General features: G+C 49.7%; 15 protein-coding genes and 1 pseudogene. All 16 read right to left on the reverse strand.

Annotated features, from left to right (window positions below):
• Positions 1-15 precede the first annotated feature (15 nt).
• On the reverse strand, positions 16-1,380 hold the full coding sequence (murD, locus tag BBI15_RS10185; protein ID WP_068869457.1) for a UDP-N-acetylmuramoyl-L-alanine--D-glutamate ligase: 1,365 nt from the start codon (positions 1,378-1,380) through the stop codon (positions 16-18).
• Positions 1,381-2,349, reverse strand: coding sequence for a phospho-N-acetylmuramoyl-pentapeptide-transferase (gene mraY, locus BBI15_RS10190; RefSeq protein WP_068869458.1), 969 nt, complete (start codon positions 2,347-2,349; stop codon positions 1,381-1,383).
• Positions 2,350-2,386: 37 nt separating this feature from the next.
• The gene (locus BBI15_RS10195; RefSeq protein WP_335645676.1) at positions 2,387-4,621 is read right to left on the reverse strand and encodes a penicillin-binding protein; all 2,235 of its coding nucleotides are present in this window, start codon (positions 4,619-4,621) and stop codon (positions 2,387-2,389) included.
• A 71-nt stretch (positions 4,622-4,692) separates the two neighbouring features.
• Entirely contained in the window at positions 4,693-5,052 is a 360-nt protein-coding gene (gene ftsL, locus BBI15_RS10200) for a cell division protein FtsL (protein ID WP_068869460.1), read from the reverse strand.
• Between the two features lie 12 nt (positions 5,053-5,064).
• Positions 5,065-6,003: a 16S rRNA (cytosine(1402)-N(4))-methyltransferase RsmH gene (rsmH, locus tag BBI15_RS10205; RefSeq protein ID WP_068869461.1), complete on the reverse strand. Its 939-nt coding sequence runs from the start codon at positions 6,001-6,003 to the stop codon at positions 5,065-5,067.
• A gap of 21 nt (positions 6,004-6,024) precedes the next feature.
• The gene (gene mraZ, locus BBI15_RS10210; protein ID WP_068869462.1) at positions 6,025-6,456 is read right to left on the reverse strand and encodes a division/cell wall cluster transcriptional repressor MraZ; all 432 of its coding nucleotides are present in this window, start codon (positions 6,454-6,456) and stop codon (positions 6,025-6,027) included.
• A gap of 147 nt (positions 6,457-6,603) precedes the next feature.
• Positions 6,604-7,128: a hypothetical protein gene (locus tag BBI15_RS16645; protein ID WP_418312496.1), complete on the reverse strand. Its 525-nt coding sequence runs from the start codon at positions 7,126-7,128 to the stop codon at positions 6,604-6,606.
• Between the two features lie 24 nt (positions 7,129-7,152).
• A pseudogene (gene bshC, locus BBI15_RS10215) lies at positions 7,153-8,222 on the reverse strand (bacillithiol biosynthesis cysteine-adding enzyme BshC); the annotation flags it as partial.
• Positions 8,223-8,297: 75 nt separating this feature from the next.
• Complete coding sequence (locus BBI15_RS10220; RefSeq protein WP_068869463.1) at positions 8,298-8,678, reverse strand: DUF3397 family protein; 381 nt, start codon at positions 8,676-8,678, stop codon at positions 8,298-8,300.
• Positions 8,678-9,535 (reverse strand): ketopantoate reductase C-terminal domain-containing protein, encoded by an 858-nt coding sequence (locus BBI15_RS10225; RefSeq protein ID WP_068869464.1) that lies wholly within the window; start codon positions 9,533-9,535, stop codon positions 8,678-8,680. The genes BBI15_RS10220 and BBI15_RS10225 overlap by 1 nt, the downstream gene beginning before the upstream one ends.
• A gap of 110 nt (positions 9,536-9,645) precedes the next feature.
• On the reverse strand, positions 9,646-11,196 hold the full coding sequence (locus BBI15_RS10230; protein ID WP_068869465.1) for an acyl-CoA carboxylase subunit beta: 1,551 nt from the start codon (positions 11,194-11,196) through the stop codon (positions 9,646-9,648).
• Positions 11,197-11,224: 28 nt separating this feature from the next.
• Positions 11,225-11,440, reverse strand: a complete 216-nt coding sequence (locus tag BBI15_RS10235) for an acyl-CoA carboxylase biotin carboxyl carrier protein subunit (RefSeq protein WP_068869466.1) — start codon at positions 11,438-11,440, stop codon at positions 11,225-11,227.
• Positions 11,437-12,786 (reverse strand): acetyl-CoA carboxylase biotin carboxylase subunit, encoded by a 1,350-nt coding sequence (locus BBI15_RS10240; RefSeq protein ID WP_068869467.1) that lies wholly within the window; start codon positions 12,784-12,786, stop codon positions 11,437-11,439. Before BBI15_RS10240 ends, BBI15_RS10235 begins: the two co-directional genes overlap by 4 nt.
• 160 nt (positions 12,787-12,946) lie before the next feature.
• Positions 12,947-13,699 carry an enoyl-CoA hydratase/isomerase family protein gene (locus BBI15_RS10245; protein ID WP_068869468.1) on the reverse strand — a complete coding sequence of 251 codons (753 nt, stop codon included), beginning with the start codon at positions 13,697-13,699 and terminating at the stop codon, positions 12,947-12,949.
• Between the two features lie 102 nt (positions 13,700-13,801).
• Positions 13,802-13,978, reverse strand: coding sequence for a 50S ribosomal protein L32 (gene rpmF / locus BBI15_RS16280; RefSeq protein WP_082799159.1), 177 nt, complete (start codon positions 13,976-13,978; stop codon positions 13,802-13,804).
• Positions 13,979-14,002: 24 nt separating this feature from the next.
• Entirely contained in the window at positions 14,003-14,539 is a 537-nt protein-coding gene (locus BBI15_RS10250; RefSeq protein ID WP_068869469.1) for a YceD family protein, read from the reverse strand.
• Between the last annotated feature and the right edge of the window lie 309 nt (positions 14,540-14,848).

Raw genomic sequence — 14,848 nt, forward strand, 5'->3', positions numbered from 1 at the left:
CGCCGCTCCTTCGCCTTATTCGTTCGCTTCCGTATATTTTCGTACTGCTTCGATAAACGCATCGCCACGGACTTCGAAACTTTCGTATTGATCCCAGCTCGCACAAGCAGGAGACAACAGGATCGTATCTTCCGGCTCCGAATTGCTGACCGCTTTTTCGACAGCATCGTCCATCAAGCCTGCCTTGATGACTGTCGGAACACGGCAGCTATTTGCAAATTCAACAAAACGGTCCGCCGTCTCGCCGAAAGTGACGAGGACTTTCACCCGGCCCATGTATGGCCGCAATTCCTCCAGCGAATGCTGGCGTTCCAATCCGCCGGCGAGCAATACGATATTGTCGCTGAATGCTTCAAGCGCACTTTTGGTGGCAAGGGCATTCGTCGCCTTTGAATCGTTATAGAAGCGCCGCCCCTGCCATTCTCCCACATATTGGGAACGATGCTTGACCCCTGTGAAAGAAGTCAGCACGCGGATGATCGTTTCTTTCGTTCCTCCCGAAAGAAGCGCTGCCGCAGTGGCGGACAGGATGTTCTCGAGATTGTGTTCCCCCGCGAGCATGATCCGCTTGCGTTCAATCAGCGCTTCGCCCTGCCAGTATATATACTCGCCGTCCGCACTGATGCTTTTCTCTGTACGGCCTTTCAAGGTGAAAGGGATGCCTTGTGCTTTGACTGTTTTGGCATGGTCAACGAGCATTTGCTGGTCGGCATTATAGATGAAATAATCTTCACTGGTCTGGTTTGCCGTGATTTTCTTTTTCGATCCGATATAATCTTCCAGCGATCCGTGATAATCGAGATGCGCTTCATATAGATTGGTGATGATTGAGATATGCGGGCGGAAAGATTCCGTCCCTTTTAACTGGAAGGAAGAAAGCTCTGTGACGATGACCTGGTCAGCATTCGCTTTTTCCGCCACTCCGCTTGCCACCGTGCCGATATTCCCTGCGATAAGCGGTGACTTGCCATCCTGATTGAGCATATGGAACAAGAGCGTCGTTGTCGTGGTTTTCCCGTTCGATCCGGTGATGCCGATAAACGGCGCTTCGCTGATGAGGTAGGCTAGTTCGATTTCCGTCCAGACGGGGATGCCTTTTTCCAAGGCTTTCTGAATCAGCGTATTACGGTAAGGGATTCCTGGATTCTTGATGACCAATTCAAAGCCTTCGTCCAATAAATCTTCAGGGTGGCGGCCGCAGATGACGGTGACCCCCAGATTCAACAGCTCCTGGGCTTCAGGGTTTTCTTCGAACGGCTTGGAATCATTGACTGTTACGAATGCTCCCAGTTTATGTAAAAGGCGGGCAGCCGTAAAGCCACTTTTCGCCAATCCGAGAACGAGCACTTTCTTTTGATGCAATTGCGGCAAAGCTTTCATTTACATAACCTCCAATAGAACGGCAATGGCGGCGCTGATGAGTCCGACACCCCAAAAGACGGTGACCACTTTCCATTCAGACCAGCCACTCAACTCAAAATGGTGATGGATCGGGCTCATTTTGAAAATGCGTTTTTTTCGTAGTTTAAAGCTTCCGACCTGCAGGATGACCGAAGCGGTTTCGATGACGAAAACCAACCCGATCAAGAGCAGAAGCAGTTCCTGTTTCAATAGGATCGAAACCATGGCAAGTGCTCCTCCAAGGGCTAACGACCCCGTATCGCCCATGAACACTTTTGCGGGATATTTGTTGAAGACGAGGAATCCAAGCAACCCGCCTGCTACGGCAAACGTGAACAAGGCGATTCCGGTTTCCTGCTGGATGATCGCCAGGATGCCGAACGCGGCAAAAGCGATGGAGGCTGTTCCTGCGACCAATCCGTCCAGCCCGTCCGTCAAGTTGACGGCGTTAGAGAAGCCGACCAGCCAGAACACGATGAACAAGACGTATATCCATCCGAGTTCGATGGAGGCATCTGTAAACGGAATGCCAAGCGCTGTATCGAAACCGTTTGCGCGCAGCAAGAAGAATGACAAGACGGCGATGACGATCTGTCCCAGCAATTTCTGGAGAGAAGTCAGCCCAAGGTTACGCTTCAGCACCACTTTGATGAAGTCATCCAAAAATCCGATCAACCCGTAACCGAATAGGACGATCAGCAAAATGACCACTTGGGTCGTCAATTCCCCGTTAAATGCAGCTACCAATAGGACCGTCAGGATGATGGAAATGAGGAACACCAGTCCGCCCATCGTCGGGGTTCCTGTTTTTTTCAAATGCGATTCCGGGCCTTCCTCGCGAATGCTTTGCCCGAATTTCATGCGTTTCAATAGCGGGATGAAGACCGGCATCAATGCGACAGTCATGATCAATGCGATCCCAAAACCAAATATATTTATACCTACCATTAATAGAGCTCCTTTAAAGACGAGTACACTCGTTCATTTATTCATTTTCGTTGTTTACGGATTGTTCCGTTGGTTGTCCCGCGGGGTCCGTTGGTTCTTCAGTTGATGGTTCAGTGACTTCCGGGCTTGCCGTTTCCGGCGATTCTGCGCCAGCCTGCTGTTGCTTTTCGGCATTCAGCGACTGCTCCGGATAGAACACTTCCGGAGGCTGCAATTCGATGATAACAGATTCGCCGCTTTCTGGCACTGCGCCTTCTGCTACACTTTGTGTCATGGCAAATCCTTGCCCTGCAATCTCAAGCGGAAGCCCGCTGAGCGCCTGGAATGCCAGAAGCTCACGTTTTGACCAGCCTGTGAAATCAGGGATAGCCGTCGTGCCGCCGGTCCTCAAAATGACATTTTCACCAGCCACCAATTTCTCGCCGGCGTTTGGATATTGGTCACTTATTTGAGAATTATCGCCAGCAATGATTGGGTTCATTCCTTTGGCCTTGAGCTTGGATACCGCTTCTTCCACAGGAAGCCCTGAGTAGTCTTCGATATCGACAGTTTTGGCCTCTACAGAATTTTCAGGTGCGATGTTCAAATATTTCAACCCATTTTCCATTACAGAGGTGAAGATTTTGGATACGGGTACAGAACCATATTCATCCGCCGGCAATTGAGGCTGCTGTACGCCGATATAAATCAACAGTTCCGGATCTTCTGCCGGTGCCATCCCGAGGAATGAGAATAGATAATTGTTCGATCCGGTCATGTATCGGCCATCCTCGCCAGGAACTTGCGCTGTACCTGTTTTTCCGGCCACTGTGTAGTCTTGCAGGGCGAATCCTTGGGCCGACCCGACTTCCGATGTGACAGTGGAAGCCATGACTTCACGCACTTTTTTCGCCGTTTCTGCTGAGATCGGCGAACCGGCTTGTTCAGGTTCTGATTTCAAAGTCACATCGCCTGTATCCGGGTTCTTGATTTGGTCGATGATATATGGTTTCATCATCGTCCCTTCTCCGGCAATCGCGGTAGCAGCCTGGATCATTTGGATCGGCGTGACAGTCGATCCCTGTCCATAGGAAGTGGTCAATTTATTGATTGGATATTGATCCAGGATTTTTCCGGCCGCTTCATTCGGCAAATCAATGCCTGTTTTTTCGCCGAAGCCGAAAGCATCTACATAATTCATGAACGTATCCGGTCCAAGACGTTCCAGCAAATAGCCCATCGAAACGTTGGAAGAACGCTGGAAACCTTCAAGGAAGGTGATGCTGCCCCAGCCGCGGCCGCTGTTATGGTCGCCGATCGTGCGGTCCAGCAATGTATAGGTTCCCGAATCGTAATAAGCATTCGGGTCCCATTTGCCTTCTTCGACAGCAGCTGCCAAAGTGAATACTTTCATCGGCGAGCCAGGCTCGATTGTCAGTTCGATGCTCTCGTTCAACCAGTTGTCCGATAAGCCTTCACGCGTGTTCGGATTGAAAGTCGGGCGCTGAGACATGCCCAAGATCTCGCCGGTATCCGGATCTGCGATCACTGCAATCATGCGCGCCGGATTATATTCTTCCTGGACGCTCGACATGGCATCTTCCAAAAAGTTCTGAAGCGTGCGGTCCAGCGTCAATTGGAGATTGGATCCATCGATAGCGGGAGTCACAGCTTCTTGGCTATTCGGCAATAAATAGCCCCATTTATCCGTATCGAATTCCATTTTTCCGTTCTTGCCCGTCAAGACTTCATCGTGTATCGATTCCAGGCCCATCTTGCCCTTGGTTTTCACTTGCCCGCCCTCTAATTCTTCCTTCATGGCAAACCCGATCAGATGGGACGCGAAGACGCCATTTGGGTAAAGGCGCTTAAGGTCCTTGACGAACAATAAGCCCGGCAGATCCTTTTCTTTCATTTCAAGCATTTGCGTGTGGCTGATTTCCCTTCCGGCTGCGCCGAACTCCACCTGGTAACGGCCTTTTTCCATGCCATTCTCCAAAATGCTTAACAATTGCTCTTTCGGCGTCCCCAACTGCTCAGACAGGTAAGACGCCGTTTCTTCGGCATCGATGACGTGGTTCGGTTGTTCCGGGTTTGTCGTCACCGATTCATCCAGCACCGCCACTAATTTATACGTCAATGTGTCTTCTGCAATGACTTCACCGTTGCGGTCCAAAATCTTTCCGCGTTCTGCGGTCAACACTTCTTCCTGGCTGTATTTCGCTGCCGCCCTAGCAGCCAATTCCTGCCCTTCCACTTTGCCCGTCGCTTGAATTGTGATTATTCTGGCCATTAAAAGGAAAAAGAGCCCTGCAAATAGTAAAAATAGCAGAAAGGCTCCTCCTTGAAAACGAAATTTTTTCTTCATTGCCCTGGCACTACCTTTACATTTCGCTCATTTAATTTTAAGCCGTAATCCTTTGCTTTCGACCAAATGCGCTCATATGAAGACAGTTCACTTACTTGCACGGACAAATCGGTATTTTGTTTCGTCGCTTCGTTGATTGAATTTTCAATTGTCTGGATTTCCTGCGTGGAAGCTTGGATTGTCGACTGGTTTTGCAAGACGAGCAATGCGCACATGATGCAAACCGCCAGGAAAGCCGTATAAAGGATTTTCTCGCCTTTGGTGATGCGTTTTTTCTTTTTTGCCGGCTGTCTATTCGGGCTTTGCGGAACGGCCGGCTGCTGGATGTATGTTTGGGGTCTCGCATTCAACGCCATTTAAACACGTCCTTAGAGTTTGATTTTCTCCGCAATCCGCAACTTGGCGGAACGCGACCGATTATTATGCGCCAACTCTTCTTCAGATGGCAGGATCGGTTTTCGGGTGATTAATTTCAGTTTCGGTTCAAGCCCCTCCGGGATTACCGGCAAGTTCGGGGGCAGTTCGGGAAGCGATGAAGCTTCCTTGAATAAAGCTTTTGTCAACCGGTCTTCGAGAGAATGGAACGTAATGACACTGATTCTTCCTCCGACTGCAAGCATATCGATCGCATCCTGCAAGGAGGTTTCGGCAGCGCCGAGTTCGTCATTCACTGCGATGCGGATTGCCTGGAAGACGCGTTTGGCCGGATGCCCGCCTTTGCGCCTCGCAGGTGCCGGTATGCCATCTTTGATGCATTCAACCAGCTGTGCCGTCGTTTCGATCGGATGCTGTTCCCTGGCCGCCTCGATTTTCCGGGCGATTTGCTTGGAGAATTTCTCTTCCCCATAGCGGTAGAAGATGCGTACGAGATCTTCATAGCGCCATTCGTTGACCACGTGGTAAGCGCTCAGTTCCGCGCTTTGGTCCATACGCATGTCGAGCGGCGCGTCGTGATGGTAACTGAATCCACGTTCCGGCGTATCGAGTTGTGGCGACGAAACGCCAAGGTCATACAAGATGCCGTCGACTTGCCCGACTCCACGCTTCTCCAACTCTTCCTTTAGATACTTGAAGTTTGCATGGATAAAAGTGATCTTATGTAAATGGTCTTTCAGTTTTTCTTTTGCATGCTCGATTGCTGTTACATCCTGATCAAAGCAGTACAGATGTCCCTGATCGGATAGCTGCTGGGCCAAATATTCGCTATGGCCGGCACCGCCGAGTGTACAGTCTACATATATGCCATCAGGACGAATGTTCAGCCCATCGACAGTTTCATGCAGCAAAACTGTAGTATGATTGAACAACCCAGTCCCCCCGTTCGTTAATTAAAAATCAAAGTCAGTTAAGTTTTCAGCAATTTCATTAAAGGATTCTTCGGATTCTTCGAAATACGCTTCCCACGCCTCTTTCGCCCATATTTCAAACCGGTTGGAGACGCCGAGGATGACGCACTCTTTTTCGATTTTGGCATACGACAAAAGGTTGGCAGGTATATTGACGCGCCCCTGCTTATCAAGTTCCACTTCCTGGGCCCCTGAAAAGAAAAAACGGGTGAAAGCACGTGCGTCTTTTTTCGTGACTGGCATTTCTTTTAATTTTTCTTCAATTTTATTCCATTCATTCATCGGATAACCAAATAAGCACTGATCCAGGCCCCGGGTGATGACAAAGTGTTCACCCAGCAATTCACGGTATTTTGCAGGAACGATTAATCTGCCCTTAGCATCAACATTGTGTTGAAATTCGCCCATGAACATGCCTTTCACCCCACTTATTATAATTAATGTACCACATTCCCCCACATGCCACCACTTGTTTTTGAAATATTTCACTATTGTTACAGCATTTCATCTCAAAGAGTTTACTTCACATAAAAAAAACCTGCATAGGCAGGCTTTTCCAAGTTAAAGAATGACAATTTTGTGGGTGTTATCGTATTTCATCGGCAATGCAAGTAAATCTTCTACAAGGGCTTTGCCGTATTGGTTCAAATAAGGAATCGGGTTGTAGATCCGCTCCTGCAAACCTGCTTCAGGCAATAAGGCATTTTCGATGGCCGAAAGCTGGTTGAACTGCGTGCTGTTTTGAATGGCCACTTCATCCTGCAGTTTTTGTTTCAGGAAATCGAGTTGGCCCAAATGGATGCGCAAGTTTTTCTCGGCCAAAGGCGTAAGGCCGGCGCTGACCGACGCAAGACGGCTGATCAGCTCTTCGTACTCTTCAGCCAATCCTCGCTTGACTTCATCGATTTTCGCTTCAGTCTCTTCATCCCTGATATGGTCGAGCAATTCATTGCGCAGCTGGGGGATTTTCCGTTCGACAACTACATCTTCGAAACTCAGTTCCCTTTTCCCCAAAAGCGCCGCAGTCCGGCGGTCGATCAAGCTGACACTAAGCCGCGGCATGACGATCGGCATTTCCATCCCCATCAGTTCGAAGGCACCTTTGAGCGCTGCCCAATATGCGATTTCCCCCGGCCCCCGACAAATGCGAGCACCGGGAAGACAAGGTCCTGCATCAGCGGGCGAGTTACGACATTGTTGCTGAGGCGCTCGGGTTCATGCTTCGCGATATCCAGGAGCTCCTGTTCCGTGTAGCTTAACTCCGTATTCTTGACGGTAAAACGGCTTCCGTCACGCTCAAGCAACAGGCGCTCGCCTTCGATTGTGATGAAGAGATGCGCGGCTTCCTGCTTGGCATCGATCCCCGCAGTGTAACCATCCGCTTGAAGTGCGCTTTCGGTTTCCACCACGGTTTTCGCTATCGCTCCGCTTTTCTCGATGAGCTTTGAGAAAAAGCCTGATTCATAGGCGCGCAATTGTTCATTGGCAGCATCGATAAAAAGCAAGCCTTCCTTTTCGAAGAAATGGTTGAGCAAGCTTGCGAAAAAGGCGGTGAATGTTGCAGCTCTCCCGAGATGGCTGAATACCAAGGAGCGGATTTCCTTGGTATGGGCAGTTTCCGGCAAGCTGCGGAAATATTCGTCCAAAAACGCTTCGATTTCATCTGTCTTGAGCGGCGCCTGTGAAGCAGCGCATTTCCCTAGTTTCGCATGCGGGTAATTCAGTTTTTCGACACGGCCGTTCGTTTCGCGGTAAACATGGCAGATTTCTGCCAAATCATGGTCTTCACCGGCAATCCAGAATACCGGGACGACTGGCGAACTTAATTTTTCGGAAGCTTCTTTCGCCAATAAAATCGATGAAATGGCTTTATGTACCGTGTATAACGGCCCCGTCAACAGCCCTGCCTGCTGGCCTGTCACGACGACCGATGCGCCTTCTTCAAAGCGTGTTAAATTCTGTCTCGCCGCTTGTGATATCCCGAAAGGTTCCATATAGCCGGCGATGATGGAGGCCAGCCTTTTCCGGTCGACCGGGTGGCCTTTTAACGATTCATGCCGAGCACGGGCTTGTTCCAATGAAGGTTCATAAGAAAAGTATTGCAGGATCTTTTGTTCTTCGTTCGTATAATCAGCCATCAATCTGGAGGACGGCGGTATGTATTTTTCCTCTAATTTCATGAATTTGAATCCCCTTTTCGCTTTACATTCAAAGACTACTATAACAAAAGGTGGATTGCTTGAGAAAAAATCCGCTTAGCGGAATGATTCGACCGCTAAAAAGACGAGCCCGGCAAGCCAAGCGGCCGCATAAATGGCCGACAATGCCAAAAAGCAAATGCGCCAGACTTTGCGCAGGAATTTAACCACTTCCAGTTCTTTCTGGGTTTTCCATTCACGGATCAGCAGAAAAATCGCCAATAATAAAGCGGCCATGAAGATGAAAGGCTGGACTTCCATGCCAAACAGCAGCTCAATCGAAGCCGGCACCGAAAAGAACAGCAGAAAAGCAGTGACATCGGCCGCGATGCCGAGCGCTTTGCTTTTCTTTGATTTATAGGTCAAAGCATAGACAAATAAAAACAAGATAAACGGGACGTAAAGCAATACGTTCCCGGCAGTAGATACCCATTCCATCAGTTTTCCTCAACAGTCTTCAATAAATGGTAAAACGCTTTGAACAAGGGCAGATCCAATTTTGAAACCTGCAGGATATACAGCATCAGCCCATCTACATCCATCGGGTCCCCCGCCATGCGGTCTGCAAGCATGGACGAGATTTCTTCTGGGCGTGACGCACAATAAGCGGCGACGCGTTCGATCGGCTGTACGCTTTCGATTTCCGGAAATGCCAAATACATCTCATTATACAAGTTGCGGAATAATTCGTAGGCGTTCGGGTCGGTGATCAATTGGCCTTTTTCGATTTTCATCAAGGCCGTCAATGGATTGATGAGGCTGTCCCTCAATAGCTGTTCGAACAGCCGCTTCTCGATATCCTCCACCCACTGCACAGCCATATGGTCTACAGCCAAAAGCGGTTCGAAATGCGAAGGCTCGCCTTTCAATAAGCCAAAGTTGAGCTGAGGCGTTTTTGTGTACGTAATTTCATGCGTGTTGACTTTGACCGCATCGCAGTCCAATGTGCCGGCTGCAATCTGCCGGTGCGCCAACAAGCGGGCTTTTTCGACATAGAGCATGCCCTGCTGGATAAACACGAGCGGATTGCTCGGGCGGCGGATCTTCAACAGCCTCAGCATAGGCGGCAGTTCTTCTGAATGGACCGTAATGAATATATAAGCATCCGGGTCCACTTGTTCCAGGTCGGTATAGACAGCAATGCGCTGTTTTTCTGTCCCACATACAAGGCCATGTGCGTTAAGTTCAGCAGCTTGTGCTTCATTCGTGGCGATCAGCTGAACATCCCCTTGTTTTTCCAATAAATGTGCGAGCAACAATGCCTGGGCGTTTCCGCCGATAATTGCGAATTTCATGGAAACCCCTCCTTTTTGAGAGCAATCGTATGTAGCAGACACTCCGCTGTGTCGAGCGTCGGCTAAAAAAGAAGCCTGCCTTATCAGGCAGACTCCAAGTCTATTACTCATTATACAGGAATGATCGGATGTTTTCGATATGGCAAAGGCAAATCTTTCGTCGCATAAATCGATAAGCGCTTGGACAATTCCTCGCGGAGTGCATATGGCGCTACGATTTCATCGACAATGAGCTCTGATGCCAACCGGTAAATATTGATTTCTTCTTTGTATTCCTGATGCTTCTGCTGGACATAGGCAAGGCGTTCTTTCGGGTCTTCAATCGCTTCGATCTTGTTGGAATAGACTGCATTGACCGCTGCCTCAGGTCCCATGACGGCAATTTGCGCTGTAGGTAGCGCAATGCACACATCAGGCTCGAATGCCGGGCCGGCCATTGCATATAAACCGGCACCATAGGCTTTGCGGACGATGACAGATATTTTGGGCACAGTCGCCGCACTCATCGCGGAGATGAACTTGGCGCCATGGCGGATGATGCCTGCGCGTTCCACTTTCGTCCCGATCATGAATCCAGGGACATCGGCGAGGAACAGGAGCGGAATCGAGAACGCATCACAAAGATTGATGAATTTCGCCCCTTTATCCGCAGAATCCCCGAACAGCACCCCGCCTTTCACTTTCGGCTGGTTGGCGATGATGCCGACCGCTTTCCCATCGATGCGTGCAAGTCCGGTAATCAATTCCGGTGCGAACAACTTCTTGATGTCGAAGAAACTGCCTTCATCGATCAATTGATCGATCAATTCATACATATCAAACGGCGCGTTCTGGTTTTCCGGAATGATCTCTTCCAGGCTCCGTCCCGCCTTCTTCGCTTTTGCTTCAAGCACTTCCGGCTTGCCGGCAAAATTCGCCGGGAAGAATGCCATATAGCGGCGCGCTTCAGAAATCGCCTCTTCCTCAGTGGAGACGAGAACATCCCCTACGCCGCTGACAGTGCAATGCATGCGCGCGCCGCCCATTTCCTCGAGCGACACTTTTTCCCCGATGACTTTTTCCGCCATGCGCGGCGATCCCAAATACATGGAGGCGTTGCCTTCGACCATGATGACGATATCGCAAAAGGCCGGAATGTATGCCCCGCCCGCTGCTGATGGGCCGAACAATAAGCATACTTGCGGCACCATTCCGGACATGCGCACTTGGTTGTGGAAAATGCGCCCGGCGCCGCGGCGGTTCGGGAACATCTCCAATTGATCGGTGATGCGTGCACCTGCAGAGTCGACCAGGTAAAGCATCGGCACTTGCATCTTTTCAGCCGTTTCCTGGATGCGGATGATTTTCTCCACCGTCCGCGAACCCCATGAACCTGCTTTAACGGTGGAGTCGTTGGCCATGACGCAAACGGTTTCGCCGTTCACCTTGCCGATCGCCGTGACGACGCCGTCTGCCGGAAGATCGCCCGCTTCCACATTCGCGAAACGGCCGTCTTCAATGTAATCACCGTCATCAAACAGCAGATTTAGACGGTCGCGGACGAACAATTTATTGCTTTCTTTCAACTTCTCATGGTATTTCTCTTGCCCGCCTGCGAAAATCTTGGAAAGCTTTTCTTCAAGCCTTGTATTATATCCCGTTGTTTCAGTCGTTTTCGTCATTTCTTCCACCCCTTTGGATTCAAATGCCTTATTCGCCGAGCGTTACCAATGTGTCCCCTTCATTGACAAAGCTGCCAACTTCCACATCGATTTTTTCGACTTTCCCGCCAAATTCCGCTTCGACCGGAATTTCCATTTTCATGGATTCGAGGGTCATGATCGCCTGTCCCGCAGAGACGGACTCCCCTTCGGATACTGAAATATTCAAGACCGTCCCGGCCATGGTTGCTGTTAGTTGTTTCATACTGTTTTTTCCTCCTTTTGTTGTGTAAGCCACTGAGCCAATACGGCCGTCGCATAGTTTCCTGTTGTAAATGGTTCCGATTCAATGAATCGGTCGAATAACGGCAAATTGGTTTTAACCCCGTCAATGGCCGTTTCGTCAAAGAACTTTCTCGATTTCTCCAAAACCTCTTCCCGTGAAGCGCCTGTCAACACCACTTTAGCGATCATCGGGTCGTAGAAAGGCGTCACTTTATTGCCTTCTTCGTACCCCGTTTCGATGCGAGCGCCAGGGCCCCATTTCAAGACTGTCAATGTTCCCGGCGACGGGAAGAATGTTTTCGGGTCTTCTGCATAGATGCGGTATTCGATCGAATGGCCGTTTGTACGGATTGTCTCCTGGCCGGGCAAAGTTTGGCCCCTGGCCACGTTTATTTGCCATTCGACAAGGTCGACGCCCGTCACTTCTTCAGTGATTGGGTGTTCCACTTGCAGGCGGGTGTTCATTTCCAGGAAATAGAAGTCGTCGTTCTCATCGACGATAAACTCTACCGTTCCTGCGTTTGTATAGCCGACCGCACGCGCTGCTTGAACGGCCGCTTCACAAAGCTTGGTTCTGGCGGATTCCGGCAAATCGGGTGACGGTGATTCTTCGATGACTTTCTGGTTGCGGCGCTGAACAGAGCAATTGCGCTCATACAAGTGGACGATATTGCCTGACTCGTCCCCGAAAATCTGCACTTCGATGTGGCGTGCATTGGCAATGAATTTCTCTAAATAGACAATGTCGTTTCCGAAGTACGCCTTGGCACGGTTCTTGACCGATTCGAACTGCTGAGTGAGCGCTTGCTCATTTTCACACAACACCATACCGATGCCGCCACCGCCTGCACTCGCTTTCAACATCAACGGATAGCCGATCTCCCGCGCTTCCAATACAGCTGCTTCAATGTCTGATACCCCTTCAGCTGTCCCTGGAACGACAGGCACACCAGCTTGTTTCATCGTGCGCCTGGAGCCGAGCTTATCGCCCATCGTTTCGATGACTTCAGGTTTCGGGCCGATAAAGATTAGTCCCGCTTCTGTAACTTTGCGCGCGAACTCCGCGTTTTCCGACAGCAGGCCATAGCCTGGATGAATCGCTTCCGCATTGCGCTTTAGTGCTTCTTCAATGATATTATCTGCTTGTAAATAGGATTGCGCGACCGGATTTGGGCCGATCGCTGATGCTTCTGTCGCTTCACTCACATATGGCAGTTCCCCATCCGCCTCGGAGTGGATCGCGATGGTTTCGATGCCGAGGCGGTCGCATGTGCGAATGATGCGCCGCGCAATTTCGCCCCGGTTGGCAATAAGGATTTTTTTCATGTATGAAATACCCCCTAAGTTTTCTCCCTTCTCTAGCATATACGAATTTTGTAAGCGATTTCAACTGTTCAAATAAATATTTTCCATAATGTTCCGCCTATTCGCTTCGTTTATGGCTGCTGGACAATGTATCTCCATAAAAAAAAGCCCCATAGGAGCCTTATTTTTTGCTTTTGTTTAAAAATCCGTCTACAGCCTGATGATGCGCTTCCTCTGCCCATAACCTGGCGCACTCGCGGATCTCTTGGTCGACCCGCAGTTTCAAATTCGTCTCCTGCCATTTGCGGATCGCTATGGCTTTATACGCACGGTGGACGGATGGCAGCACATTGTTCATCGATGCCAGGAACCGGTCAATATCCCCGTTTTCCTCGATGATGGCACTGGCCCAGCCATTCTCCAGCAATTCAGTCGCCGTATAGGCGCGCGCCTCGCTAAGCATCTTGAGCGCTGCGTCATGCTTCAAGGATTCAAAAAGATAGGTGCCGCCTCCCCAGCCGCTTGTGATGGCAAGTGTCCCTTGGATGAACCCGCATTTGGCATGGCTTCTGACAAGGCGGTAGTCGCAAGCCGTCGCTATTTCGCAGCCGCCGCCGACTGCCGTGCCGTTGACGAGCGCAATGACCGGGACAGGGATCGTCTTGATGCGGTACAGAGCTTCCCCCATACGGCTGAGCATCGGCCACGCCTGCTGTTCTGTTTTCAGTTCATGAAAAACGGACAAGTCACCGCCTGAACAAAATGCCTGCTCGCCAGATGCCGTGATGATGACATAACGTATGTCTTCTTCTCTGGCGCGCTTTGCGAGTTCTTCAAACCCTTCCATCACTTCACTATTGACGGCATTGCGAATATGCGGCCGGTCGATCGTAAACCTCATCACCTGATTTTTCGTTTCAATTATGTATGCCATGTTTTACTCACCCCTGGCTTTATTCTACCCGTTTTTCGGCAAATGAAAAAGGTTATCCGGAGCCATGGCCTCCAGATAACCTCTTTCTTAGCAAATACTGTTTTATTTGCTAGCTACTACTTCTTTGCCTTTGTATGATCCACATGCTTTGCAGACATGGTGAGCCAATTTACTTTCGCCACAGCTTGGGCACGCTACCATACCAGGTACGGATAGCTTGAAATGCGTACGGCGTTTTCTTTTAGCGGTTTTGGATGTTCTTCTGAACGGTACAGCCATTGGTGACACCTCCTTACAATGATTCTATTCATCTGTCTGATCGAAATACTTGGCTAAATCAGCCAGTCTTGGATCCGGTTTTGATTGTGCTTCTTCCTTCTCGGCCTGAACTTCTTCATCTGTCGAATAAGACCAGTCGTTGCCGCCCTTGATGACGGTTTGTTCCGAGTCTTCCTTGAAGACCTGTATTGGCACTTCAAGGGCAATCAGCTCTTCCAAGATCGGCTGAAGATCAATGACTTCAGTCGTTACCGCGTGGACATATTCGTCCTCGCCTTCTTCACGGCCTTTTTCAGACCAATCGAAGATTTCCACGGTGTCGATGCTGAGCGGGTATTCGACATCTTCCCAAGTCCGTGCGCAGGGCAGCGTAAGCGTCCCTTCAAGATGGAGCATGCACGTCATTTGTTGCGAACCAATCGTACAGTGTCCTGTGACGTGTATAGGAGATACGGCGCGAATATCGCTATTGCGCTTTTTCACCTCATCCAATTGAACGTATTGGTCAATCGGCATCCCGTCGTTACGATACTTTTGTAGCTGTTGAATCGCTATTTTCATAAGTAATCACCTCAAGACAACAAAGTTGATTATATAATGTAGAACAAACGATGTCAAGAAAAAATCTTGTCACCATAATTCGCTCATCGTTATACTAAATAAGTTGAACAAATGCTTAAATAATTTAATATAAAAAGATATTCCGCAAAACAGCTAGCTTTCCTGGGGGCTTGCGCTGAACTAATTCGGGCTAGCCGCCCGAATGGATTTCAGCACTTCGTCGAAACGGAGTTGGAAAGCCACCTCCGTTTCTGCTCCCCAAGGAGTCTGCGCTATTTTGCTCCATATCTGCTAAATACCTCAAATGAA

The sequence above is a fragment of the Planococcus plakortidis genome (genome assembly GCF_001687605.2).
In the GTDB taxonomy this organism is placed as follows: domain Bacteria; phylum Bacillota; class Bacilli; order Bacillales_A; family Planococcaceae; genus Planococcus; species Planococcus plakortidis.